This window comes from Comamonas koreensis (assembly GCF_014076495.1).
Classification (GTDB): Bacteria; Pseudomonadota; Gammaproteobacteria; order Burkholderiales; family Burkholderiaceae_C; genus Comamonas; species Comamonas squillarum.
Window position 1 is genome coordinate 2,932,309 of record NZ_CP043575.1, and the last position, 24,610, is coordinate 2,956,918.

Here is a 24,610-nt window from a genome sequence, read left to right on the forward strand (position 1 = left end):
GGGAGGGTGTACAGTGGATCAGTTCATGAAAGGTGCTGCTATGTCCACTCCACTGAGTTTTTTCCTCTATTCAAGTCGGCTGGCACCTGACTGCGACCCCACTGAGGTGGGGAACATCGTGAAGGTGGCGCGTGAGTTCAACGCCTCGCACGGCATCACTGGCATTCTGGTTTTCGATGGTGAGCGCTTTACGCAATATATTGAAGGGCCTGCGAGCGAGGTCGATGCGTTGGTGGCTAAGCTCCCCAAGGACAGCAGGCATACAGACTTCCTGCAGCTGAATGCAGGCGACGACCTTGAAGAGCGCCGCTACGCGACATGGTCCATGGGGTACAGCGACGTTAGCCTTGACGAGCTGGACATCGATCTAATGGCCACAATTGATAGCGATGCTGCCTTGAACTTGTTCACTAAGGCTGTTGCTGAGATAGACCGTCTGTAGCCTTTCAACCTTCCTACTTGGCCTGGCCGGCAGCCATGGCGGCGTTGACAATTTTTCTTGCGCTCTCGCGCATGTGCGATCTGCCTTCCTCTGGCATGTGCTCCCAGGGGTAATCCATCCGCTGGGCCATTACCTTTGCTGCGGCTTCAAAATCCAGTGCATCAGCGGGTTGAGCTTGGGGTGCCGACTCACTCGGCACCAAGCAGCGCAACAGGAGCTGGTCCGCATAGGCGTGAGCAAAATGGGCAGGCGGTTGATCAGGGGCTTCGGCTAGGCCAGCGCGCAGCTGGTCCAGCAGTGCCGGGATACGCTCGTCGCGCAGTTTCTGGAAGCGCAGGTACACATCGGCCGGCATGGCCTTACCCATGTATTCGAGGTGCAGTCGGTTTTTGCTGCTCTCCAGCTGCACCAGCTGCTCGATTAAATCCCAAGTTGCAGAGCAGGGTGCAGTCTTGAGGGGAACGGAAGGGGTGGTTTCAGACATTGGGGCTCCAAAAGTGGAAATGCCCGCTCAAGGCGGGCAATGGTACGGGTGAAGCAGGCAGCTACCAAGCAGCTACTGGCAGAGAAAGTACGACGGCCATGGGTTTGACCCAAACTGGCTGGGCCGACAGCAGGAAGGTTTCTCCAGACCAAGCGAGCAAGAGCGTTTCGCCCATGACGTGCGCTATGGCTTCGCCGGCTGCGCTGGGCACCGCGTTGCCGATGCGCTCTCGCCAGGCCTGGTCGCTCAGACCATCCAGTTCCAGCTGCTCTTCAGGGTCTACCAGACTCTGCAGCGCTGCAAGCTCCAGAGTGGTGAATGGGCGGTGCCAGGTGCCGTCTTCGGCCACGATTCTGCAAACCAGCTTTTCAGCAGGCGCTGGCATGGGCCGTGGATCCGCGACCGACCAGCGGCCGTTGTCGTGACAAGCTGATCCGCTGACTGCGCCGGCGGACGTGGCCCAGGGCACTACGCCATAGTGCCCACCAGTGAGATATGCTGCACGGTCGGCATCCATGCCTGAGCGTGGATCTGCCACTGCGTATGCGCCTTCGCCCGAGGTGCTGCCTGCAATCACTGTCCGGGTCGGCCCTGTCCATTCAGTCACATGGCACTTCCCATGCAACAGGGTGGGATCGCTACCGCCGCGCGGGTCCGCCACCGCCTGGCCGCTGCCGTGGGCACTGGTTACTGCCATAGCAGCTTTGTCCCAGCGGACGATGCGAAATTCGTTGCTGTGCTTTGCAGGGCCATAGTGTCGGGGATCGGCAACGCTGTATGCGCCCTGGCCAGGCCCTTGCTGGCCAGCTACTGTGCCGGTGCTGCCATTCCAGCGGCGCACGCCGTAGGCCTGGCCATCCTTCCACAGCGAAGACTGCTCAAAGCGCCACAAGAGCAAGGACGAAGCCATGTTCCGGGCCAGCCTGCCAGGGGTGAAGCTCACCCAGGGCGAATATGACCTCTACATGGACTTCACCTACCAGTTCGGCATCACAAACTGGCGCACGAGCTCGATGCGGCGCAACCTGCTGAACGGTGAATACCTGCAGGCCTGCAACGCGCTGCCCGCCTGGCGGAAGCAAGCGGGCCGGGATTGTTCGCTGCCGCAGAACTGGGGCCCGAAAGGCTGCAAGGGCGTGTGGACCCGGCAGCTAGAAAGGCAAGCCAAATGCTTAGCAGAACAGGGGTAAACATGGTCTACACACATGCTGCTGCTCTCTTGCTTGGGATGGCCCTGGCCGCCATTGGCACTTGGAATGTGCAGGCCTGGCGTGTGGGCGCGCAGATTGAATCAATCCGCTCCGAGCAAGCAAAAGAAGAATCCACCAGGTCAAATGCGGCGCTGGTGGAAAACACGAAAACTTCGATCAAGGAAAGCAAGCATGCCCAAGACACAATCTACAACGCCGACCGACTGGCGAATCTCAAGACGGGCATTGATGTTGATGTGCGCGCTGAGCTTGCCCGTGCTGAGCGCCTGCACCGCGACACCGCCAGTCGAAGTGCCACTTATCGCGCGCAAGCCCAAGCCGACGCAGCTGCCCGCAGCGATCTCGCAGATAAAGCGGCAGCCCTCGACCGCCAGCTTGCAGAAGGCCTCGGTGTGGTCGCAATCCTCGGGAGCGACCTTAGACGAAGAGACTCCGAAGTAGCCGCGCTGCGTGACCAGGTGAACATCGAGCGCCGGCTGAGCGGTGACGACAGCGGCCAAGCTTGCAGCCGGTAAACACGGTCCACATTGCGACAATCCAATTCCAATGAGTTGTGGATAGCGCAGCTCTATGCTCGGGACACCTCTAACAAAAAAAATAGAGAAACAGTTGTTTGTAAATGTTAAAAATACTAAACTGATAACTTATTCCAATTTTTAACTGAGGCGTTCGTATGTATCTCTATCAACGCGGGACATTTCTGGGCTTGTCGATGTTATGCATGGCCGCAGCAAATGCTGCCACTCCTACTTACAACCCTGTAGGTGTGCAGCAAAACGTTGCCGTGCAAACGGTGACAGATGGCGGGTGGTCGGAGTGTTACAAAGAAACATTTGACAAAAACGGGAAATCTATAGAAGAAATATCCACGGCTTGCGGTGGCAAGCAATTGATGATGGCCTGTCGCGCCACCGGGACCAACAGCCTGCAGGTGTTGGCCCAAGCTCCCAAAATCGACGTGATGACGGATACGGGAACAGCCTTTGCTATCACCCACCAAGCCAATGGAGTCGCATGGTATTTCAATTCGAGCTATTCTTGGGGTTTTGCTGCGGAAGGGCAGGCTGTAAGCAGATCAAGTTGTGACACACAAAATTCTTCGGGTGAAGGAAGTGCTACTCGCATGTGTGTTCATACCAATCAAGGCAATTTGAGCGGGGGCTGGAGATGCGGCGGGGCTACTGGGCTGAATGAAAGTTCAGCTTTTGAGCGCGTTTTTTATACCGCCAACGTCACAAGCCCGGACCCTGTTCCGTCCGTGAGTGTTTCAAATGTTGCGGATCGATCGCTGACTGTCACTTGGACTGCTGCTAGTGATAACGGCTCCCCCATCACTAAGTACACCGTGACAGGCGTTCCTGGCGGCTCATGCACAACCGAGATCGTGGCCCCTGCCACCGAGCCAGCAACTTCTTGCACGATCACCGGCTTGACCAATGGTACGCCCTACAAGTTCACGGTCGTGGCAACCAACGCAATTGGTGACAGCGCTCCGTCACCCGAAAGTGCAGAAGCTATTCCACTCGCAGACGTGATGTTTGTGGGTGCAGGTCCAAACATCACGCTCGCAGGCGGTGTTGTTGCAGCGGCATATTCTCAACCTCTGCAGCTAACAGGCGGCCTGCCTCCATACACCTTCTCCGTGACGGGCGAGCTGCCACCTGGGCTGGCTCTCGACACGGCAACCGGCATCATTTCCGGGACGCCCACGACCACTGGCACTTACAGCTTCTCGGTCATGGCCATGGATAGCGCGGTGCAACCAACACTCGCGGCCAAGGCAGTTCATGTCGCAGAACAAACCTTCACCATCGTGATCACTGCTGCACCAGTGGTTCAAGCTACCCCGACACCAGTACCCGCCCTGGGCGGCGTTGGCATGCTGCTGCTCTCCGGGGTCGTAGCCGGATCCATAGGCTTCATGCGCCGACGGAAATCCAGCTGATCCGTGAACCCTCTTCGGAGGGTTTTTTGACATTTGAATAACTGTCGCGTGACGAATGGTTGAAAGCACACGGCGAGAGCCTCCCCGGCGCCACTACGGCACTGGGGAGGCTATTTTTTCTAACGTGTTTTCAAGTCAGTAGATGCCAAACATAAACATGGCCCCATGTGACGTTAAAACCAAGTAATTTGAATATTATCGAATTCCAATGTCCAGGCTTGGGACATGTTATTAGCAAAGACGAGGCCGAAGCTGAAGCCGCTAAGCCTGTTGTTAATAAGTGAATTCTCTTGGTTAATTGTGTCTTGGATTGCAATATTTGCCACCAACTGCCCACTTGGGTTTTTGATTTGATAGGCAAACCAGTTTTTGTCGGCCACATGAATGAATACATCGTACCAAACATTATCTAGTAGCGGACTACCGCAGTTGGCGCCACCCCAGACGTAGTTGGTCGCATTACCGCTCGCTGGATCTATGAACCAGGTCTCAGGCTGGCTTGTTACGCCACTAGGGCAGGGATTAGCTGTTGCACTTAGACCACCTACGATCAAGCCCTTGCCTCGGTTGTACCATCCCGTGCTTTCAGCTCTTGCCATTGCAAAAAAGTGCGCTCCAGGATTTGATGTAAATGTGCCGACAGTTCTGAAACGGAACTTCAATTCTTGCGTTGAAGCTCCAGCTGGCTTTTCAGTTGCAAAAGTGTGATGCAAAAATCCAGAATTTGCCCTGGAAATTCGATGAGCTGGTAAAGTTTGTATGCCCCAAGAATAGGTTTCCCGAACTCGATCTACAGGGGTGCCATTGACAATAGCTCTGGAAAATGTGACTTTCGTCGGGTATTCTGGTTTGACTTGAGCGTTTACGCATTATGAATGCAAAAGCCATGCTAAATGGCACTGCCAACTTCAAAAATGACTTTTTAAAATTCATTCTTCTCTCTCCAATAATTTGTATCGAAGCAGCCAGCGTACATCGCATGCAATCATGCGTCAATAAAAGCGAGAACGAGGCCCGGTGCGCGAAAATCGATTTCGGATGACATCGGCCAGATCCCGGCCCCTGTACCTTGGCGCCAAGAGGCTCCAATGTGCAATCGCTACCACTCACCAGACGAAGGCTATATACAGCAGTACTGGCGGCTGAACCCCCGGCAGCTGGGCCTGGGTGCCCGCGATGTGTTCCCGCGATCACCCGGTGGATTCATCCGGCGCGCCGTGGATGATCCTGGCTACAGCAAAGAGCTTGCCGTGGGGAGATGGGGCCTGATCCCTTGGTTCAGCAAGACGCCTGACATCAAGTACAGCACCAACAACGCCCGTGCCGAGGAGGTGGCGGACAAGGCCAGCTTCAAAGACCCGTGGAAACGCGGCCAGCGCTGCATCATCCCGGCGACCACCTTTGATGAGCCGAACTGGGAGAGCGGGAAAAATGTGTGGTGGCGGTTTGCCCGGGCTGATGTCGACCCGTGGGGCCTGGCGGGGCTGTGGAATACTTGGAAGGATCCGGCAACCGGCGAGCTGATCGAGAGCTACACCATGCTCACGCTCAACGCAGATGAGCACCCGCTGATGAGCCGCATGCACAAGCCAGACCCGAAGCTCACTCTCGACAAGCAAGAAAAGCGGAGCGTGATACCTATCGAGCTGGCTGATGTGGACCAGTGGCTTGAAGGATCAATCAAGGACGCCAAGGCGCTGCTGACGTTGGCACCGGTCGAGGTGTTTGCGGCTGGGCCCGCGCCTAACCCTCGACATCCTCCGCAATCCACTGGTGGATCGTTTGATATGCCTGCCCTGGCATGTCGAGTAGGTGAGGGTGACTGGCCTGCAGGTACTCAGAGAACAGATGGATCTGCTTTCCCGAGTCGTAATACGGGAACCAGCCGTCGCTAAGGTCGCGCATGTTCTGGCGCCAGGGCCGCCAAAGACCAATGACTACACCGCGGCGTTCAGAAAGGGACATCTGGCTCCAAGCTTTCATAAAGGGCCACTGCATCAGAAGACAGTGGCGTGCTGTGCAAGATCATAGTGCCCAAGACCGGCATAGCCTCTGGGAAGTCTGGCTTGATGCCATCCCATCGCTCGTGCTCGGTGGTCTGCAGCCACCCCTGGCCGTTCTTGATGTGCCAGCGCCAGTATCTTGATTGATCCATAGACACCTCCAAAAGACTATATATTTATACAGTAAATGGAGCGAGCAATGGAAGCAGTCAGGAAATTTGCGGGTCAAGATTTGCCAGGGCTATACCTGGGTATGGCGACACCTGGCACTGAGCTAGATTTGGAGGGCAAGCGCCGGGTTGGGTGTGATGCCTATGTGCTTCGGCTGTGCTTCAATGGTGTCTACCTGCCGGCTGAAATACTGGCCAGGCGTGCTAAGTCCATGGGAATGCTGCTCAGTACCGCAATGACAGATGGCAGCTTCCAAACTTGGCTGGTAGATCGCAATGAGCCTATGCGGCTCATCATTCATGGGCTGGAGCGTGTCGAGGTATGGCGGCAACGCCAATCGGGGACTCTCCTGTTACGAGGTTTCGAGTTTGACGAGGGAGAGCTTCAGCGCTGGCCGCAAATTTGGATGTGCGGCACCAATCTCCGGGAGATGCATGAGATCTTGGGGGAGATGCCGCACTGGCTCTCCGCGAGATACAAGGAGGTCAAGCGAGGGCCGCACCCTCATGTTCGACCAGGCTAAAACTCTACCCAGCCAGAAGCTTGGTCTTCCATTCCCAATTTTCGTATCTGTCTCCGACCTTCTTGAACTGGGTGTAGCGCTGCGAGCTCTGCCAAGAGCGATGCCCTGAAACTTGCGCAACATGAGGAATGTTCCAGCCCATCTCAAACAACCGGCTGATCCCTTCATGTCGAAGGTCATGGAAATGTAGATCTTCAATTCCGAGTAGCTTGCATGCTCGAGTAAAGCTCGTGCTGACAGACTCAGCGTTGTAGGGCCAGATGCGACCCTTTGCCACCTTGCGATTCTGAATGAGCTTGAGAGCTTCTGGCGGGAGGAGGGTGGTGACATCGTTGCCTATCTTTTCACCCGGGTTTTTCATGTCGCGAACGATGACCTCAGAGTTTTCCGCATCCACATCCTCGCCCAAGATGCGGCAGGTTTCCTCCTGTCGGCGCGTGGAGAATAGGCTGAACAGTATGATGTAGGTCATCGGGATAGAATCCTCCCGCTTTCGCTCATAGACCGAGTAGTAGGTCATGAGCTTGTTCAACTCCTCAAGAGTTGGGCGGCGTGTGCGCTGCTTTGACCTGGAAATGAGCCCAAGCTTTTCAGCCACCACGCGTGCGTCTTCACAAGCTTGCTTGTCTAGGGGGTAGCCCGAAGCAGGACGGGCCACAGTGAAAATCGCGGAAAGGTGGGAAAGGTAGTTGCCTCGGGTTTGGGGCTGACTGGTAAGGCCTTCTAGGTACTTGATGACCGTCGCACTGTCGATCTGAGAGCAATGTGTCTCACCAAGCCAAGAGTTGGCAATTGTGCGCAGAACCTGATCCTTGGTCTTCCCGTGTGGCTTGAGCTTATCCCCCAGGTACTTCTGGATGACGACAGATAGGATTGGGTCTTCAGGTTTATCAAGGGCGCCAGGTTCCGCAAGCTCTGTCTCGCGCTTCTTGATCCAGGTTTTGGCGGCTGCTTCGCGGTCAAAGGTCTGGGTTTCAGCGTGAACGACCTTGCCCCCTTTTTGACGCGGACTTGGGCGGTGTAGCCCACGCTTCCGTCTTTGCGCTCACGGCGGATTATGGTTCCCTTAGTCTCGGTGCAACATTGAAAAATTGTTGCACTGAATGTAGCACCAAAGTGCTAAAAATGGCATGAAATTAGATCAAATGGCATCGAATCAGACAGTTGAAAAATCGTTGGTTTCCATAGGGAAAACGCCTCTTCATTGGCCAGGACGCATGTCCGTTGCGCCGATGATGGACTGGACCGACCGCCATTGCCGCTATTTTCACCGTCTGCTCACGCGCCAGACCTTGCTCTACACCGAGATGGTGACGACCGGTGCGCTGATCCATGGGGATGTGGCGCGGCATTTGCGCTTTTCTGCAGAGGAACACCCGGTCGCCTTGCAGTTGGGCGGCAGTGAGCCCGCAGACTTGGCCCAATGCGCCAAGCTGGCGCAGGACTGGGGCTATGACGAGGTCAACCTCAACTGCGGCTGCCCCAGCGAGCGTGTGCAGCGCGGCGCCTTTGGTGCCTGCCTGATGAACGAGAAGGAATTGGTGGCCGATGGCGTCAAGGCCATGCGCGATGGGGTGGACATTCCCGTAACGGTCAAACACCGCATTGGCATTGACAAAAATGAGAGCTATGCCTTTGTGCGTGACTTCATCGGTACGGTGGCCGAGGCCGGTTGCGAGGTATTTGTCGTGCATGCCCGCAATGCCTGGCTCAAGGGCTTGTCGCCCAAGGAGAACCGCGAGATTCCGCCGCTGCGCTATGAGGTGGTGGCGCAGCTGAAAAAGGACTTTCCGCAGCTGACCATCGCGATCAATGGCGGCATTGCCGATGACGCCACGGTGCTGGAACAGCTGGACCAGGTCGATGGCGTAATGGTGGGGCGCGAGGCCTACCACAACCCCTGGTGGCTGGCCCGTTGGGATGCGCTGTTCTATGGCGCCGAGCCCAACAACGACATCAGCCGTGAATCGGTCGAAGAGGCGATGGTGCGCTACATGGAGCGCGAGGCTGCCGAGCACGGCACGCACTGGTACGCCATTGCCCGCCATATGCTGGGCCTGCGCCAGGGCATGCCCGGTGCGCGCCGCTGGCGCCAGGTCTGGAGCGACCACCGCATGAAGCATCTGCCACCGCACGAGGTCATGCAAGCGGCACTCACCAAGCCCGAACGCCAAACCGACGCGCCCGTTTTGGTAAATGTTTGATACGGCAATGCCGGCGGCAGCTGGTCGTTGCTGGTCGCTGCCGATCGGTATTGCGCGGCAGCAGAGCGGCGGCATGCCCCTATGGCGCCCTCGCGCAGGCCTGATTTTCTTGCTAAATCCCTCTGGTGCCAAAGCGGCAGCGCCTGCCAACTGAAGCTCCGCGCCCGCTGGCAGCCCTGGCGGAGCCGGTAGCGGTTGCTATACTTCCCGCGATATATGCCGCCTTGGGCAGCGCCAATACGGTGCATGCCTGGGCGGCAAAGTGCAGACCAAACAAAGCACAAGGGATGAGGGATGGGGGAAAAAAATCCGCGATGGGCTCTGGGCCTGTTGTTGGCGGTGGGGTGGCTGGGCGCCCACCGCTTTTATCTGGGGCGTTATGCAAGCGCCGTGGCGCAGCTGGGCATCAGCGTGCTGTGCGCGGCGCTGTGGCTATGGGGAGGTCCCCTTGCACGCTGCGCGCCTTACCTGCTCGGGCCGGTGGTCTTTTGGCTGCTGCGGGATGGTTTTTGGTTGTTCGACTACTTTCGGGTCGAGGAAGACATGGATTCGCGCCTGTCCGCCTTTGCCCAGTCGCAGCTCGATGCGCAGGCATCGCAGCCAGCGGCGAGCGTGCAGGCTGCAGCAGCCCCGGCGCTTGCCTCTGTGGCCCAGTCCCTGGTGGCTGCAGCACCCTTGCCGCACCCCAAGTCCGATCCTGCAGCCGATCTACAGGCCGACAAAAAGTCGCTGGCCATCCAGATGGCGCAAAAGCATATTAGCGATGCGCTGGCACACCGGGATATCCAGACCGCGCATGCCGAGGCGGACACCTTGGTCAGGTACCTGGCGCAGCGTAGCCGTAAACCGCAAAACGATCCCCATTTGGCGATGGCCTATCTGCTGCAGGGGATGACCTTCTACCAAACCGAACACCTCGATGCCGCGCGCAAAAAACTGCAGATGGGGGTGCATCTGGGCGCGGCTTTTGCCGAGCTGGCGCAACCGGTGCAGCAGGCGCAATCCTGTTTGCAGCGCCTGCGCGCGCCCAAGATGGCGCCGGGCACCACTGCCACCCCTGCACTGCAGCCAGGGCAGTACCCGCTGCTGATGCAAGCGCAGGACTGGGCGCAGGCATTGGCACTGTGTGAGCAGACCATTGGCTTGCAGACCGCCCAGAACGGGGATCTGCCCGATCTGGCGCAGCACCATCTGCATGCGATGGAGCTAGCCCAGCATCTGGGCGATACGGCGCGCCAACGTGGGCATGGCCAGGCCTTGCTGGCGCTGGCCGTGCGCGAGGGGGCTGCTGTGCCCGCCACGCTGCGGCGCCAGGCGCTGGAACGCCTGGGAGATGGGTACCAGGCGGAGGGGGAGCACCAGCGTGCTACGCAGCACTATGCGCAAGCGCTGGCGCTGGTCGATGTGCGCAGCGGGGTCAACGCCGCAGCCCAGGCCTTGGCACTGTGCGCGCTGTTGCAGCGCATGGCCGCCAGCCATGCAGCGCTGGGCGAGACGGCGCAGGCGCTGCAATGCTGGCAGCGGCTGGCGCTGTACGTGGACAGCTTTGACCGGCTGGACCAGCAAGGCCAGCGCATGCCCGATCCGGAGGCGGTGTCTGTCATGCTGGCCGGCTACGCAGCGTTTGCCATCCGCCTCCAGCCCGCGCGGGTCAAGCCCCTTGTGCAGCAGGCCTTGCGCATACAGCAGCGCAGTTGCCGGGGTTACTCGCTGGCAGCAGCGCGTGCCTATGAGGTGTTTGCGGATTTTCTGGCGGCGCACGGGCAGACCGATGCCCGCCGTAGCTACCTGAAAAAAGCGCTGCTGCTGGTGCAGATCTGTGACCCGGACAACAGCGCGCATCTGCAACAGCTCAAAACAGCGATAAGGGAGGCGGCATGAGCGTGCAAGGACTTTTTTATGCGCTGCCGCGCCATGGCCTGCGGGGCTTGCTGGTCGAGCCATCGGCGATGGATGACTACCTGCAGCGCAGTGCTGCGCAAGGCGGGCCGCTCGCCATGCTGGACCAGGGCAGCCTGTGGCAGCAGGACATGCAGCGCCTGCCCGAGATCGAGCCCGGTGTGGCGGTGGAGGGCACCTTGGCCCAGCAGTGCTGGGCCTGGCCGGCCGACCTGGTGACGGACAGTGCGCAACGGCTGGCCGCCATCAGCGCAGCCCAACTGGTGCAGCGTATGCATGCCTGGCAAAAGGCGCAGGATGGCAGCGTGCCCGATCTGGAAGCTCTGCGCCTGTGGGTGCGCCGGCAGGCCGCGTTGCGCGGCTTTTGGCAGGCAGCTGCCCAGCGGCGTGATGCCGTGCTGCTTTATGTGGTGTAGCGCGGGCCGCGCTTAGCCCATCAGCGCCATCAACTCGGCGGCAGCGGCCTCGGGGTTGCCTGCGTTGACGATGGCGCGCACCACGGCGATCGATCCGACACCGCTCTTGCGCACCTGCGCAAACTCTGCTGCCGAGATGCCACCAATAGCCACCTGGGGATAGCTGCGCGTCAATGCGGCATAGCGCTCCAAGCGTGCCAAGCCTTGCGGGACGGTGGCCATTTTCTTCAAGGTGGTCGGAAAGACCGCCCCCATCGCGATATAGCTGGGCTGGGCCTGGCTGGCACGCACCATCTCGGCATAGCCATGGGTGCTGACGCCCAGGCGCACGCCGCTGGCGCGCAGCTCGGCTAACTCTTCGGGGCTGAGCGCATCGAGGTCTTCCTGGCCCAGGTGCACGCCATAGCTGCCCGCCGCAATCGCCTGGCGCCAGTGGTCGTTGATAAAGAGCAGGGAGCCGGTTCCCTCAACGGCGGCCACGGCTGCGGCGATCTCTGCAGCAATGGCCTGGGCGTCGTCGGATTTGAAGCGCAACTGCACCGTAGGCACGCCCGCGCGGGCCATGCGGCCCACCCATTCGGCCGTTGGCAGCACGGCATAGAGGCCCAGCCACTGGGGGCAGGGCGCAAAGGCCTCAGGCCCGCCGCTGGTCAGCAGGCCAAAATCGGCGGCTTGCGTGGGCCAGGCCTGGGGATCGAACTGGCCGGTGCGGGCGGTCTGCGCGCTCCAGGCGCTGGCCAGACATTCGGCATCGATGGCGATAAAGCCCAGTGCGCTGCAAGCGGCCAAGGCGCCGGCATAGACGGCATCGTGCTGGCGGTCTGCGGGCAGTGCGGGCGTGGGTTGCGGCGGAAAGCTGGCAAAGGCGGCCTGGTGGGCGGCCGTGATGGCCTGTGCGATCTGGGCTGGGGTGGAGGCGGCGTGCATGGGCATGGCCTTTTAGTTGCTTTGGTGCCAGAACGGCGTGCCCAGCACCGGGGTGCTGGGTTGGGCCATGTCCTGCGCCTGCATCGCGCCGGCGCGGAAGGCGGCGTGGCCAGCGGTGGTGGCATCGGCAAAGGCGCCGGCCATGGCGACCGGGTCTTGCGACAGCGCAACGGCGGTGTTCAGCAGCACGCCGTCAAAGCCCCATTCCATCACCTGGCAGGCATGGCTGGGCAGGCCCAGGCCCGCGTCGCAGATCAGCGGCACATCCAGGCGCTCGCGCAAGGTCTGCATCGCATACGGGTTGACGGGGCCACGGCCCGTGCCAATGGGGGCAGCCCAGGGCATGACGGCCTGGCAGCCCACATCGACCAGGCGCTGGCAGAGCACCAGGTCCTCGGTGCAGTAGGGCAGCACCTGAAAACCGTCCTTGATCAGGATGGAGGCGGCCTCCACCAGGTTCAAGGTATCGGGCTGCAAGGTGTAGTCGTCGCCAATCAGCTCCAGCTTGATCCAGGGCGTCTCGAACACCTCGCGCGCCATTTGCGCGGTGGTGATGGCCTCTTGCAGGCGCATGCACCCGGCGGTGTTGGGCAGGACCGGCACATTCAGGCGTTTGAGCAATGCCCAAAAATCGCTGCCGGTCTCGGCAGCGTTGCTGCCCTGGCGGCGCAGCGATGCGGTGACCATGGCAGGCTGGGCGCGGGCGACGGCCGCTTCCAGCACGGCGGGCGATGGGTAGCGCGAGGTGCCCAGCAGCAAGCGGCTTTGAAAACGCTGGCCATACAGCACCAGGGCGTCGTCGGAGGAGGGAGTGGCGTTCATGGCAAAGGCCTTGGGTAAATACGGGTCAGGGGCCGGGCGGGGGTGGCCCGGGCAGATGGCGCCGGCGCTTAGCCGCCAGTGACGGGCGAGATGACTTCGAGCTTGTCACCGGCTTGCAGCTGGCGGCTGTCGTACTGGCCCTTGGGCACAAATTCGGTGTTGACGGCCACGGCAAACGGCGGGCGCGGCTGCAGCTGCGCCAGGGCCACGGCGATGGTGGCGCCTTCGGGCAAGGCGGTGGCCTGGTTGTTCAAGAGAATCTGTATCGTCATTTGTCTAGGCTCATCAGGGGGCTGCGGGCCATCAGGCGCCCGCGAGCAGGCGCACATCCAGATCGAAGCGCGTTGCCAGGGGTGATTGGCCGGTCAGCAGTAGCTCGACCGCGCAGTCCAGCACCGCTGGCGAGATCATGAAGCCGTGGCGGTAGAGGCCATTGACCTCCAGCACCCTTGGCCGCACCTGGCGGATGGCTGGCAGATTATCGGGCAAAGTCGGGCGGCACTGGGTGTTGATCTCCAGGATGCGTGCCTCGGCAAAGCCGCTGTGCACGGTGTAGGCGGCGCTCAGTAGCTCCATCGCCGAGCGCACGCTGGCCGGCGACATGTCATCGGACTCGATCTCGGTGGCGCCGATGACAAAATGGCGGTCCTGCTTGGGCGCGATGTAGATCGGGTAGCGCGGGTGCATCAGGCGCGTGGGGCGGCGCAGCTGCACCTCTGGGGCATGCACACGCAGCACCTCGCCGCGCACGCCGCGCAGCTGGCTCCACTGGGGTTTGGCGCCCAGGCCGCGGGTGTCGATCAGCAGATCGGGCTGGCCCTGCGCACCGGGCGAGAAGTCATCCAGCTCGCGCGCCTGGTGCCAGTGCAGGCGCACGCCCCGGGCCTGCAGCGCCGGCACCAGTGCGGCCAGCAGTTGGCGATTGTCCAACTGCCCTTCACCTGGCAGGTAGTAGGCCGCCTGAAAATGGCCCGCCAGCGCTGGCTCCAGCTCGGCGATCTGCGCACGGTCCAGCATTTGCAAAGGCGGCAGCTCCGGAATGGCAGCCTGCGTGCGCTGCAAGATGCCATGAAAGCGCTGGGCTTCGGGTGCGTCTTGCCGGTGCCAGACCACCAGGGTGCCCGCCTGCTGCAAAAACACTGGCGCCTCCAACTGCGCAAGCAACGCGGGCCAGCGCTGCAGCCCGTACTGGCCCATGCGCACCACGCCGTGCTCGGTCACGGCCGATTCGGCCAGGGGCGCCAGCATGGCGGCGGCCACGCGCGCTGCAGCATGCTCAGCGTCTGGCCCGCCCCGGTCGTACAGATCGATGGAAAAGCCGCGCCCCGACAGCTCCAGCGCCATCAGCCGGCCCAGCAGGCCAGCGCCCAAAATGGTGATACGGGATTGGGGAGAAATGAAGGGCGGAGAGGACATGTTTTGTGCTTGGCAATAGACAAAACAGTGCGCGCAGCTGCCGAAAACTCCCCACGCCAGCATGACCTGGATCGGGTTGCGGAGCGCTACCGTGGCGGCGCGCTCCAGGGTCTGATCTCAGTCGCGCTGCAGCCAAAGCGCTGCAGGGACACCCCTGTTTCGTCTCAAGCTGCATTAAAGCACAGCGCTGCGCTGCAACCACCGTGCAGTGTCAAGCCGTCGTCACAATCGTGGATAATTTTGCCCAGGCCGGGCCAGTGTTGCCCGGCATTGTTTTTGGACTGCAGCCATGGCCTCACTGACCCCATCTTCTCCTGTCTCTTTGCCCCGTTATGCCCGGGTGCTGTCGATTGCAGGCTCCGACAGCGGCGGGGGGGCCGGTATCCAGGCTGATCTCAAGACCATGTCGGCGCTGGGCTGCTTTGGCATGACCGCGATTACGGCGCTGACGGCGCAAAACACGCAAGGCGTGCGCTCCATCCATGGCGTGCCACCAGTCTTTCTGCAAGAGCAGCTCGATGCCGTGCTGGAGGACATTGGCTGCGATGCCGTCAAGATCGGCATGCTCCACGCGCCCGAGATTGTCGCCGTGGTGGCTGCGGCGATTGACCGCTATGCCTTGCCCCATGTGGTGCTGGACCCGGTGATGGTCGCCACCAGCGGCGACCGCCTGATTGCCGAGGCCACAGTGGCTGAGCTGGTGCGCGAGCTGTTTCCCCGCGCTGCACTCATCACCCCTAACCTGGACGAAGCGGGTTTGCTGCTGGGCCGCAGCTTGGTGCATGCCGACCAGCTCGAGCAGGCGGCGCAGGACTTGCTGGCCCTGGGCGCCCAGGCCGTGCTGATCAAGGGCGGCCATTTGCCGGGCGACGAGGTGGTGGACTTGCTGGCCACTGCCGACGGCGCGCGCCTGCGCCTGGCTTCCACCCGTATCCACACGCACAACGGCCATGGCACCGGCTGCACCCTGTCATCGGCCATTGCCTGCCAGCTGGCCTTGGGGCAGCCACTGCCGGCCGCCGTCAGCCTGGCGCGGCAGTACATTCTGGGCGCCATTGAATCGGGTGCCGATGTGCATACCGGCCAGGGCCATGGCCCGCTCAACCATGGTTGGAACCCGCAAAAGCAGGTCATTGTGCGTTGAACACCTGCGCTTGGCGGGTTCTGTAAGCAGCAGTCAAGGTGGCTGCGCAGTTGATTTTTCGTCCATACTTACGTCTAAATGGCTAAATAATTGACGATTTAAAATCGAAATGACCTGAAAGTTGTCAAGATTACGACGGAATGCAATATTTACTGAACATCAAATGGTGTTGCTGTTAATTTAAGTTACTCTCTACGTTTACGATTTAAGCCATTGATATATATCAATAATATGCCGAAAATGTAGCCGAAATCAAGTTTTTGATACATTTCTCAACGTTGTTTTTCATGGGTTAAATCAACCTAGGTAAACAATGTGTAAACATTTAAATTTCTAAGGCCTGCTGTCAACCGCCTCGTCAGCCCCGGCGTTGAACACCCATCTTTAGGAGATTGTTCACATGACCACCGCAAATGTTTTCAGCATCTGGCCAGAAGACGAACGTGATCGCAAGCGCTAAGCACTGGCGCCAGTAGCTCTTTTTTCCTGCTTGCCGATACTGAATCCGGCAACCCACCCCAGTAGACGGCTCCTCCATGGAGCCGTTACTTGCGAATAGGGCGCGGAAGCTGCACATTCCCGCCCGGGATGGACCAAAGACAGTCCATCCGCTCTCAACATGCACCTCGCTTCAGTGGCCATCTGGCCCCAGAAAGGCGGGGTGTTTGTTTTTCTGGCGCAGTTGTAGGGAGATCAGCCTTTAGGCCAGCGCACCAGGCGCGCTGGTTCAGCAGTTGCAATGGGGTTTAAGTGGCAGAGCTGGCTGTGCTGAGGCTTGGTTGGCCCAGCAGGCTGCGCGCTTGCTGGCCCGCATGGGCACGTGAGGCGGACAGGCGCAGCAGGCGCTCCAAGGCGCGGTCCTGGATGCCCCGGCTCTTGAGGGCCGTGTAGGTGGACTCGGCGTAGTCCAAGGTAGTGCCATAAATGCCGCAGGACTGGGCGAAGATGCGGCGGTAGTCTTCTTCGCTCAAGGTGCCCGTGCAGCGCGGGCTGGATTTGGACAGAGTAAAGGCCAGTGCCTTGACGGGGCCGTCTTCGGTCTGGCAATCGAGCCACTTGGGATCGTAGGAATCGGTGGCCATTTCGCGCTGCCACAGGCGGGGCATCATCTCGGGCACATGCTGGCGGGCGATGCGAAACGCCATGCCCCGGCAGCTGCCACCCGAAAACATGCCGAACACCAGACCCGGACATTCGGGCGTGCCCCGGTTGATGTGGCTCCACATCTTGAGCGCGCGGTGCCAGCCAAAAACCCGCGCGTGGCGGCATTCCAAAAATTCGAACTCCGGGCGCCAGATCAGCGAGCCGTAGGCAAATACCCAGAGGTCGTCTGTTCCTCCCCATTCCTGCATGGTTTGCGCCAACATCTGTTGTGGGCAACGACTGCGGGATGGAGCGACCAAATTCGTCATAGTGCTATCAACCAACAAAGCAAAGTAACAAGCAATTGTTATAGCGCTCGGCGTGAGCCAGCGCTAGCGTTGCCGCGCCCGAGCTTCTAAATTTGCGTTGAAAGCAACAGTCTGGCGGGCGCTGGACGCACTGTGCACAACGCAGCAGGCGGCCAGGGCGATGACAGCGCCCCTGCACCGGCTTGTGCAAAGATTTGCATAGCACGCGGCAGCACGGACGGGTGGCGCAGCCGCCTGTTGTTGCAGGCATGTCGCCAGCTGGTGGGCATGGCAAAAGGCCGAGATTATTCAATGCTATGATGTTCATAGCTGATGCGGTACTCAGCGGTGCTCAGAAACCGGTTTTTCGGTGAATGTTGCCAGCGCGCTGCCGTGTACAGGTGGCTTGCGTGGGGCAAAGCAGCCTGGTTGGCGTTCGACGAGAATGGTCTTCCTATGAATATAGTGATCTTGGACGATTATCAGGATGCAGTGCGCAAACTGCAGTGTGCATCCGTTCTCGACGCCTATTCGGCCAAGGTCTATACCAATACCGTCAAGGGTTTAGGACAGTTGTCGGTGCGCCTCAAGGATGCCGACATCATCGTGCTGATCCGCGAGCGTACGCATATCAACCGCCTGCTGCTCGACAAGCTCCCCCGTCTCAAACTGATTGCCCAGACCGGGCGCATCGGCTCCCATGTGGATTTGACGGCCTGCACCGAGCGCGGCGTGGCGGTGGCCGAAGGCGTGGGTTCTCCCGTTGCGCCTGCCGAGCTCACCTGGGCGCTGATCATGGCCGCAGCACGCCGCCTGCCGCAGTACATTGCCAACTTGAAGCATGGCGCCTGGCAGCAGTCGGGATTCAAGGCGGCCAATATGCCGCCCAATTTTGGCCTGGGCACAGTGCTGCGTGGGCGCACGCTGGGCATCTGGGGTTATGGCCGCATTGGCCAGCTGATTGCAAGTTATGGCAAGGCCTTTGGCATGGAGGTGCTGGTCTGGGGCAGCGATGGCTCGCGCGCCAAGGCGCTGTCCGACGGCCACAAGGTGGCGCCGAGCAAGCAGTTCTTTTTTGCCAACAGCGATGTGCTGACGGTGCATCTGCGCCTGAGCGAGCAGACCAAGGGCTGCATCAGCTTTGAGGACCTGGCGCAGATGAAGCCCTCGGCCACCTTCGTCAACACCTCGCGGGCCGAACTGGTGCAGCCCGATGCGCTGATTGCCGCGCTCAACCGGGGACGCCCCGGCATTGCGGCCGTCGATGTGTTCGAGAGCGAACCTATCCTGCAGGGCCATGCCTTGCTGCGGCTGGAGAACTGCATCTGCACGCCCCATATTGGCTATGTCGAGCAGGACAGCTACGAGCAATACTTTGGCGTGGCTTTCGACAACGTGGTCAACTTCATCAGGGGCCGGCCGTCGAATATCGTCAACCCGGGTGCGTTGCAGGTGCGCCGCTAAGTCGGCTTAGCGCACAAAAAAAGGGCCCTGCGAGGGCCCTTGGTGTTGCAGCAGCGCGGGTATCACTCCAGCTGCAGTTTCTTTTTCGCAATCAAGGCGTTGTACATCTTGCGGTCGCTGCTGATGCGCGTTTGCAGCGCAGCGGGCGACGCGTCCTCCAAGGTCCAGGCCTGGCGCAGCAGCTGATCGCGGATATCGGCGGTGTTGAGCACCTTGAGCAAGGCCTCGCTCAACTGGCTGCGGATGGCGGCCGGCATGCTGGCGGGGGCCATCAGCGCATTCCAGACTTCGATATTCACATCCTGGGCGCCGATTTCGCGCATCGACGGCGTCTGCGGCATCAGCTGCGTGCGCTGGGCCGAGGTGACGGCCAGCGCCGCCAGCTTGCCGCTTTGCACCAGCGGCAGCACCGAAGATATGGGCAGCAGCGCGCAGTCGAGCTGGCCGCCCATCAGCGCGCCAACAACACCGGGCGCACCGGTGAAGGGGATGTGCACGGCCTCGAAATGCAGCGCATCTTTGAGCAGCTCCATACCCAGATGGCCGCCCGAGCCCAGGCCGGTGGAGCCATAGCTGGCGGCATTGCCTTTTTGGCGCAGGCTGGCGAGCGCCTTGTCGGTCTGCGCACCCGCGCTGGCGGGCACCACCCAGGCCAGCGGCGATACGCCCACAAGGGCGAGCGGCGCAAAGTCCTTGACCGGGTCGTAGGGCAGCTTGGCGTACAGCGCCTGCGACGAGGTCAGCGGGCCATTGCCCACAATGCCAAAGCTGTGGTCATCGCTCGCGCGGGCCACCTGGTCAGCGCCGATATTGCCGCTGGCACCGGGCCGGTTGTCGACCACCACGGGCTGGCCCAGGATCTGCGCCAGCGGCTGGGCGATCATGCGTGCCTGCATGTCGGGCGAGGAGCCCGCCGGGTAGCCAACGATAAAGCGCAGGGGTTTGCTGGGCCAATGGGCCTGGGCTGCATGGGCGTTGGTCCAGCCCGCAGGCAGGGCAGCGGCGGCGGCAAAGCCCGCCAGGGATTGCAGCAAATGGCGACGGTCGATGGTCATGAATAACAGGGCAGGGTGATAACTGGCGGCAATCCTACCCCAGTCCAGCCCGGTCCCTGCTGCTCACCTTGTCCGCCAGGCGGCTGCGGCCGGGCGCCAATGAAGCGCGACAAGCCCGCGCGCACAGTGCAGCGGCGTGGCCCGGGCCATGCCAGTATGATTTATGCTTTGTCACCGGCCGTCGCACAGTTTGCTTGCGTAGGCAAAAAATCCTGATCCATGAGCCGTTTACGCACCCGACGCCCCAATTCCTCCTCTTCAGCACAGCCCGCAGGCGCGGCGCATCCATCGCCATGGCCGGGCAGCCCGCAGCCCGCTGGCGGCCCAGGGTCTGTGCGCACGCCACCCGATGCCAGCCGGCGCACGACCTGGCTGCTGCTGGCCATCTGGATTGGCGTGATGTTGGCGATCTACCTGGTGACCGAGGTCTACCGCAAGCCCAGCGAAGGCAAGGTCATGGCCCATGGCGTGCTGGAGATTCCCCGCGACCGCGACGGGCACTTTCGCGTCGCAGGCTCGGTCAACGGCGTGCCGGTGCAGTTCATGGTCGATACTGGCGCCAGCCTGATCAGCATCACCGATACGGTGGCCGAGCGTGCGAACTTGGGCGAAGGCGTGCCGATCAGCTTTCAGACGGCCAATGGCGTGCGCCAGGGCATGATGAGCCGGGCCGAGCGTATCGAAGTGGGGCCGCTGGCCGTCAACGAGTTGCGCGTGGGCACCGGTTACACCGGTGAGAGCGCACGCGATGCGCTGCTGGGGCAGAACTTCCTGCGCTACTTTGATGTGAGCATCTCGGGCAATAGCATGGTGCTCAAGGCCCGCGATAGCGAGTCGGCGCGCTGACTCTGGAGGCCTGCTCAGCCCATGTCCGGCTTGCAGTCAAACGCCGCCTGCAAGCCATTGTTGCCATCGGGCAGGCGCACGGCGGCTGGCGATGCGCTGGCCTCGTACAGGCCCACGCAGTGCTGCGCTGCCAGCGCACGCGCCAATTGCAGTGCGGCCTTGGCCTGCGACGGCTGCACGGCCACAAAAACTATATTGCGGCCAATGCTGTAGTCGGCGAGCAGACTTTTGTCTTCGGGTGGGAGTTCTTCCCGGTAAGGGCCTGACCGGGGGGGAAAGCGCTGCATCATATCCAGGCACCAGGCTTTGAGCGACAAGGTGGCGACGGCCGGGTCCTCATAGTCATGGTGCTCAGGCCATTCGGTCTGCGCCTGGAACCAGAGACCAAAGGCCGACGCCTCCTTGGGCGCGGCAGTGGGCGCAAAAACCAGCAGATGGTAGCTCATGGTGTGGTCTCCCGGCAATGATGCCCCGAAGCCCATTTAACCAAAGCTGCTGCGTGTTGGGTGTGCGATTTGTCCTACGCCCTGCCATGGGCAAGCTGCGGCGTCGTCGGACCTCGCATGCCCAGCGCGCGGTGGGCAGGCGGTGTGGCTGGGCTTACTTGGTGCCGAAGATGCGGTCGCCCGCGTCGCCCAGGCCCGGCAGGATGTAGCCGTGGTCGTTGAGCTGGCGGTCCACGGCGGCCGTGTAGATGTCCACATCGGGGTGGGCGGCCTGCATGGTCTTGATGCCTTCAGGGGCTGCGAGCAGGCACATGAACTTGATCGACTTGGGCTGGCACTTGTCCTTGAGCTGCTGCACGGCGGCGGCGGCCGAGTTGCCGGTGGCCAGCATCGGGTCGACAACGATCACATCGCGCTCGCCCATGTTGTCGGGCATCTTGAAGTAGTACTCGACGGGTTGCAGCGTTTCGGGGTCACGGTAGAGGCCGATGTGGCCGATACGGGCGCCGGGCACCACGTTGAGCATGCCGTCGAGAAAGCCATTGCCGGCGCGCAGGATGGAGACCAGGGCCAGCTTCTTGCCATCGATGACCTTGCCGACCATCTTTTCCATCGGGGTTTCGATCTCAAGATCCTGCAGCGGGAAGTCGCGCGTAATCTCATAGGCCATCAGGGTGGACAGCTCGCCGAGCATGCGGCGAAAGCTGTTGGTCGATGCTTCCTTGCGGCGCATCAGGGTGAGTTTGTGCTGGACCAGCGGGTGGTCGATGAGGTGAACGGTGCTCATGGTAGTTGCCAATGTCATTTTTGGCCGCAATGGTAGCAGTGCCGCTCTGTGGCCGTGCGCTGCCGGTGAATATATTTACCGAATGGTAGGCTTTTGCAGGGCCCATCGTCGCCAATCGCCGCTATTCGCCGCTCAGGCGCTGCCCAGCAATTGCGCGTAGCGGCCCAGGTCCACATTGCCGCCGCTGATCAGCACGCCCACGCGGGCGCCCTGCAGATCGACGCCGCCAAAGCGGGCCCCGGCCAGGCTCAGCGCGCCGGTGGGCTCGACCACCATCTTCATGCGCTCGGCATAAAAACGCATGCAGTCCACCAGCTGCGGGTCACTGGCGGTGACGATGTCGGTCACATCGCGGCGGATGATCGCATAGGTCAGGTCGCCCAGTGCCTGGGTCTGCGCGCCATCGGCAATCGTGCGGGGCGTGGCGATCTTGACGATCTCACTCTTGCGCAGCGATTGCTGGGCATCATTGCCGGCCTCCGGCTCCACGCCATAGACCTTGCACTGGGGTGCCATGGCCTTGGCCGACAGCAGGCAGCCCGACAGCAGTCCGCCGCCGCCCAGGCAGACAAACAGGTAGTCGAGCTGGGGCACGTCCTGGAACAGTTCCATCGCGCTGGTGCCTTGGCCGGCAATCACATCGGCATGGTTGTAGGGCGGCACCAGGGTCATGCCACGCTCCTGGGCAATGCGCTGGCTGATCGCCTCGCGGTCTTCGCTAAAACGGTCATAGGTGATGACCTCGGCGCCATAGCCGCGCGTGGCATCGAGCTTGGCCGCCGGGGCGTCTTCGGGCATCACGATGGCCGCGGGCATGCCCAGGATGCGGGCCGACAGCGCAATCGCCTGCGCATGGTTGCCCGACGAAAAGGCCAGCGCGCCGCGCTGCGCCTGCTGCGGCGAGAACTGGGCCAGCGCGTTGTAGCCGCCCCGAAACTTGAAGGCGCCCATGCGCTGGTAGTTCTCGCACTTGAAGAAGAACTCTGCCCCCGTCAATTTGTCGAGGGTGGACGAGCGCAGGACCGGCGTGCGGTGGGCAACGCCCTGCAGGCGCTGGGCAGCGGCCTGCACATCGTCAAAAGTGGGGAGCGGGGTGGCGGTGGCGTTCATGGTCGATCAGGGTGGCAGAGGCATCGAGGGATTCATGGTAGTGGCTTTTTGGCGGTTTGGTGTCGCTCTGGTGGTCCGCCTTGGGGGTGCTGCAGGCTGCATGCAGCGCTGCGGGTCGCTGCGGCGCCCGACACCTGGCTCGCGAGGCTGGCAGACAAGCTTGTGCGCAACGCTGGCGGGCAGGCTGTAACCACCGTTGCCTATAGGCGTTTACGTATAATCGGCCGCTTGTATCGGCTTATGTTGCTAAAGGTTGGGGTATGTGGAACAAAAAATTTGCGCTGGCCATCGGTGCCGCAGCGGTCTCGGTGTTGGCAGCGGGCGCGGCGCAAGCGCAGGGCCGTGATCTCGTGGTGGCCTCGAGCGCGACCTACGCACCTTTTGCGTTCGAGAACAAAGACAAGCAAATCGTGGGTTTTGATATCGACATCGTCAATGCCATCGCCAAGCAGCAGGGCATGAAGCTGCGCTTCGTCAACACACCGTTCAGCAGCATCTTTGCCTCGCTCAACAATGGCGATGTGGACTTTGTCATCTCCGGCGTGACCATCAACGACAAGCGCAAGCAGAGCTTTGATTTCTCCCAGCCTTACTTTGATGCCCGCCAGCTGATTGCCGTACCCAAGGACAGCACGGTGGCCTCGCTCAAGGACCTCAAGGACAAGAAGGTGTCGGTGGTCAGCGGCTCGACCGGTGACGATGTGATGAGCCGCGAAGTGGGCAAGACCAGCGCCAATATCCGCCGCTTCGAGAGCACACCGCTGATCATCTCCGAGCTGGCCGCCGGCGGCGTCGATGCGGCGATTGGCGACAACGGCGTCATCGCCTACCGCGTCTCGCAGTACCCGGCGCTCAAGACTGTCGATGATGCGAGCTTCCCCAAGGAGCATTTCGGCATCGTCGTGCGCAAGGGCGACAAGGCCCTGCAAGACAAGATCAACGCCGGCCTGGCCGCCATCCGCGCCGATGGCAGCTACAACGTGATCTACAAGAAGTGGTTCAACCAGGACTACAAGCCCCAATAAGGCAAGGCTTGGCGCAGTTGCAATGACGGCCCTGTGGCCGTCATTTTGTTTGAAGGAATGGATTGATGGACAACAACACCCCCGTAGAGTGGTTCGGCTGGTTCCGCCCCGATATCCTGGTGGAATACAAGCAGATGTTTTGGCAGGGTGCCATGGTCACCATCGGCATGACGGTGGCCTGCGTGATCATGGGTTGCGCGCTGGGCCTGATGCTGGCCCTGGCACGCCTGGCCGACACGCGCCACCAGCCCTGGAAGGGCGTGTGCAAATACCTGCTGCGCTGGCCATCGACGGCCTATGTCAGCTTTTTCCGGGGCACGCCGCTCTTTGTGCAGATCTTGCTGATGCATTTTGCCGTGATGCCCTTGTTCGTGCACCCGGTCAACGGGCTGTTCATCAGCGGTGACCTGGCGCGCACGCTCAAGCAGGACCATGGCGCGCTGATGTCGGGGGTCGTGGCCTTGACGCTGAACTCGGCGGCCTATATCTCCGAAGTTTTCCGCGCCGGCATCCAGTCGATCGCGATGGGCCAGAAGCAGGCGGGCATGTCGCTGGGCATGACGCATGGCCAGATGATGCGCTATGTGGTGATTCCGCAGGCCTTTCGCCGCATGCTGCCGCCGCTGGGCAACAACATGATCTCGTTGCTCAAGGACACCTCGCTGGTCTCGGCCATCGGCCTGGCCGAGATGGCCTATGCCGCGCGCACCGTGGCCGGCGCCTATGGCCGCTATTGGGAGCCCTACCTCGCTGTGGCGCTCGCCTATTGGCTGATGACCTTTATGCTGACCCTGGGCCTGCGGGCGCTGGAAAACCACCTGGCACGCACCGATCGCACTTGACTGCGCAGCGCATAAGCGAAAAAAAAGCCGGCATTTG

At 61.2% G+C, this 24,610-nt stretch carries 25 protein-coding genes and 1 pseudogene; 13 read left to right on the forward strand and 13 right to left on the reverse strand.

Annotated elements, in window-relative coordinates; genetic code table 11:
- Window positions 1-40 precede the first annotated feature (40 nt).
- Entirely contained in the window at window positions 41-442 is a 402-nt protein-coding gene (locus tag F0Q04_RS13280) for a BLUF domain-containing protein (RefSeq protein WP_116925760.1), read from the forward strand.
- Window positions 443-455: 13 nt separating this feature from the next.
- Here the strand turns inward: F0Q04_RS13280 and F0Q04_RS13285 are convergent, their stop codons facing one another.
- The gene (locus F0Q04_RS13285) at window positions 456-926 is read right to left on the reverse strand and encodes a hypothetical protein (protein WP_182341190.1); all 471 of its coding nucleotides are present in this window, start codon (window positions 924-926) and stop codon (window positions 456-458) included.
- Between the two features lie 61 nt (window positions 927-987).
- Window positions 988-1,812 (reverse strand): annotated as a pseudogene (locus F0Q04_RS13290) (DNA cytosine methyltransferase); the annotation flags it as partial.
- 22 nt (window positions 1,813-1,834) lie between these two features.
- On the opposite strand from F0Q04_RS13290, the gene F0Q04_RS13295 reads away from it, so the two are divergent.
- From F0Q04_RS13295 to F0Q04_RS13305, 3 genes are all read left to right on the forward strand, one after another.
- Complete coding sequence (locus tag F0Q04_RS13295) at window positions 1,835-2,116, forward strand: glycoside hydrolase family protein (RefSeq protein WP_182341193.1); 282 nt, start codon at window positions 1,835-1,837, stop codon at window positions 2,114-2,116.
- Between the two features lie 2 nt (window positions 2,117-2,118).
- On the forward strand, window positions 2,119-2,652 hold the full coding sequence (locus F0Q04_RS13300; RefSeq protein WP_182341196.1) for a hypothetical protein: 534 nt from the start codon (window positions 2,119-2,121) through the stop codon (window positions 2,650-2,652).
- A 158-nt stretch (window positions 2,653-2,810) separates the two neighbouring features.
- The gene (locus tag F0Q04_RS13305) at window positions 2,811-4,082 is read left to right on the forward strand and encodes a fibronectin type III domain-containing protein (protein WP_116925593.1); all 1,272 of its coding nucleotides are present in this window, start codon (window positions 2,811-2,813) and stop codon (window positions 4,080-4,082) included.
- A gap of 173 nt (window positions 4,083-4,255) precedes the next feature.
- On the opposite strand, the gene F0Q04_RS13310 is transcribed toward F0Q04_RS13305, so the two are convergent.
- Window positions 4,256-4,795, reverse strand: coding sequence for a hypothetical protein (locus tag F0Q04_RS13310; protein ID WP_133248118.1), 540 nt, complete (start codon window positions 4,793-4,795; stop codon window positions 4,256-4,258).
- A 375-nt stretch (window positions 4,796-5,170) separates the two neighbouring features.
- Here F0Q04_RS13310 and F0Q04_RS13315 point away from each other — a divergent pair, with 375 nt between their 5' ends.
- Window positions 5,171-5,977, forward strand: coding sequence for an SOS response-associated peptidase (locus F0Q04_RS13315; protein WP_116925594.1), 807 nt, complete (start codon window positions 5,171-5,173; stop codon window positions 5,975-5,977).
- A gap of 806 nt (window positions 5,978-6,783) precedes the next feature.
- Here the strand turns inward: F0Q04_RS13315 and F0Q04_RS24040 are convergent.
- A complete protein-coding gene (locus F0Q04_RS24040) occupies window positions 6,784-7,437 on the reverse strand; it encodes a site-specific integrase (protein WP_232539335.1) in 654 nt (217 codons plus the stop codon).
- A gap of 487 nt (window positions 7,438-7,924) precedes the next feature.
- Here F0Q04_RS24040 and dusA point away from each other — a divergent pair, with 487 nt between their 5' ends.
- The 3 genes from dusA to F0Q04_RS13335 all read left to right on the forward strand — a co-directional run bounded on the left by dusA (window position 7,925) and on the right by F0Q04_RS13335 (window position 11,298).
- Window positions 7,925-8,983, forward strand: a complete 1,059-nt coding sequence (dusA, locus tag F0Q04_RS13325; protein WP_269780244.1) for a tRNA dihydrouridine(20/20a) synthase DusA — start codon at window positions 7,925-7,927, stop codon at window positions 8,981-8,983.
- A gap of 294 nt (window positions 8,984-9,277) precedes the next feature.
- A complete protein-coding gene (locus F0Q04_RS13330) occupies window positions 9,278-10,864 on the forward strand; it encodes a TM2 domain-containing protein (protein ID WP_182341199.1) in 1,587 nt (528 codons plus the stop codon).
- Window positions 10,861-11,298: a hypothetical protein gene (locus tag F0Q04_RS13335; protein ID WP_182341202.1), complete on the forward strand. Its 438-nt coding sequence runs from the start codon at window positions 10,861-10,863 to the stop codon at window positions 11,296-11,298. Before F0Q04_RS13330 ends, F0Q04_RS13335 begins: the two co-directional genes overlap by 4 nt.
- Before the next feature lie 12 nt (window positions 11,299-11,310).
- Here the strand turns inward: F0Q04_RS13335 and F0Q04_RS13340 are convergent, their stop codons facing one another.
- From F0Q04_RS13340 to F0Q04_RS13355, 4 genes are all read right to left on the reverse strand, one after another.
- Entirely contained in the window at window positions 11,311-12,225 is a 915-nt protein-coding gene (locus tag F0Q04_RS13340; RefSeq protein ID WP_420093959.1) for a thiamine phosphate synthase, read from the reverse strand.
- A 12-nt stretch (window positions 12,226-12,237) separates the two neighbouring features.
- Window positions 12,238-13,047 (reverse strand): thiazole synthase, encoded by an 810-nt coding sequence (locus tag F0Q04_RS13345; protein WP_182341208.1) that lies wholly within the window; start codon window positions 13,045-13,047, stop codon window positions 12,238-12,240.
- 68 nt (window positions 13,048-13,115) lie between these two features.
- A complete protein-coding gene (gene thiS, locus F0Q04_RS13350) occupies window positions 13,116-13,313 on the reverse strand; it encodes a sulfur carrier protein ThiS (RefSeq protein ID WP_027011261.1) in 198 nt (65 codons plus the stop codon).
- Window positions 13,314-13,350: 37 nt separating this feature from the next.
- On the reverse strand, window positions 13,351-14,463 hold the full coding sequence (locus F0Q04_RS13355; RefSeq protein WP_182341211.1) for an FAD-dependent oxidoreductase: 1,113 nt from the start codon (window positions 14,461-14,463) through the stop codon (window positions 13,351-13,353).
- Window positions 14,464-14,752: 289 nt separating this feature from the next.
- Here F0Q04_RS13355 and thiD point away from each other — a divergent pair, with 289 nt between their 5' ends.
- Complete coding sequence (thiD, locus tag F0Q04_RS13360) at window positions 14,753-15,607, forward strand: bifunctional hydroxymethylpyrimidine kinase/phosphomethylpyrimidine kinase (RefSeq protein WP_182341214.1); 855 nt, start codon at window positions 14,753-14,755, stop codon at window positions 15,605-15,607.
- A 746-nt stretch (window positions 15,608-16,353) separates the two neighbouring features.
- Here the strand turns inward: thiD and F0Q04_RS13365 are convergent.
- Complete coding sequence (locus F0Q04_RS13365) at window positions 16,354-17,019, reverse strand: gamma-glutamylcyclotransferase (protein ID WP_116925605.1); 666 nt, start codon at window positions 17,017-17,019, stop codon at window positions 16,354-16,356.
- A gap of 435 nt (window positions 17,020-17,454) precedes the next feature.
- On the opposite strand from F0Q04_RS13365, the gene F0Q04_RS13370 reads away from it, so the two are divergent.
- Window positions 17,455-18,462 (forward strand): D-2-hydroxyacid dehydrogenase family protein, encoded by a 1,008-nt coding sequence (locus F0Q04_RS13370; protein WP_116925606.1) that lies wholly within the window; start codon window positions 17,455-17,457, stop codon window positions 18,460-18,462.
- A gap of 62 nt (window positions 18,463-18,524) precedes the next feature.
- Here the strand turns inward: F0Q04_RS13370 and F0Q04_RS13375 are convergent, their stop codons facing one another.
- Window positions 18,525-19,517, reverse strand: a complete 993-nt coding sequence (locus F0Q04_RS13375; RefSeq protein ID WP_116925607.1) for a Bug family tripartite tricarboxylate transporter substrate binding protein — start codon at window positions 19,515-19,517, stop codon at window positions 18,525-18,527.
- A 219-nt stretch (window positions 19,518-19,736) separates the two neighbouring features.
- On the opposite strand from F0Q04_RS13375, the gene F0Q04_RS13380 reads away from it, so the two are divergent.
- Window positions 19,737-20,363 carry a retropepsin-like aspartic protease family protein gene (locus tag F0Q04_RS13380; protein WP_232539336.1) on the forward strand — a complete coding sequence of 209 codons (627 nt, stop codon included), beginning with the start codon at window positions 19,737-19,739 and terminating at the stop codon, window positions 20,361-20,363.
- A 14-nt stretch (window positions 20,364-20,377) separates the two neighbouring features.
- Here F0Q04_RS13380 and F0Q04_RS13385 read toward each other — a convergent pair whose 3' ends face one another.
- From F0Q04_RS13385 to F0Q04_RS13395, 3 genes are all read right to left on the reverse strand, one after another.
- Window positions 20,378-20,809, reverse strand: a complete 432-nt coding sequence (locus tag F0Q04_RS13385) for a hypothetical protein (RefSeq protein ID WP_116925608.1) — start codon at window positions 20,807-20,809, stop codon at window positions 20,378-20,380.
- Between the two features lie 154 nt (window positions 20,810-20,963).
- The gene (upp, locus tag F0Q04_RS13390) at window positions 20,964-21,596 is read right to left on the reverse strand and encodes a uracil phosphoribosyltransferase (protein WP_021028434.1); all 633 of its coding nucleotides are present in this window, start codon (window positions 21,594-21,596) and stop codon (window positions 20,964-20,966) included.
- Window positions 21,597-21,728: 132 nt separating this feature from the next.
- Entirely contained in the window at window positions 21,729-22,706 is a 978-nt protein-coding gene (locus F0Q04_RS13395; RefSeq protein WP_182341218.1) for a threo-3-hydroxy-L-aspartate ammonia-lyase, read from the reverse strand.
- Window positions 22,707-22,966: 260 nt separating this feature from the next.
- Here F0Q04_RS13395 and F0Q04_RS13400 point away from each other — a divergent pair, with 260 nt between their 5' ends.
- Window positions 22,967-23,731, forward strand: coding sequence for a basic amino acid ABC transporter substrate-binding protein (locus F0Q04_RS13400; protein ID WP_182341221.1), 765 nt, complete (start codon window positions 22,967-22,969; stop codon window positions 23,729-23,731).
- A gap of 65 nt (window positions 23,732-23,796) precedes the next feature.
- A complete protein-coding gene (locus tag F0Q04_RS13405) occupies window positions 23,797-24,573 on the forward strand; it encodes an amino acid ABC transporter permease (protein ID WP_116925610.1) in 777 nt (258 codons plus the stop codon).
- Window positions 24,574-24,610 lie beyond the last annotated feature (37 nt).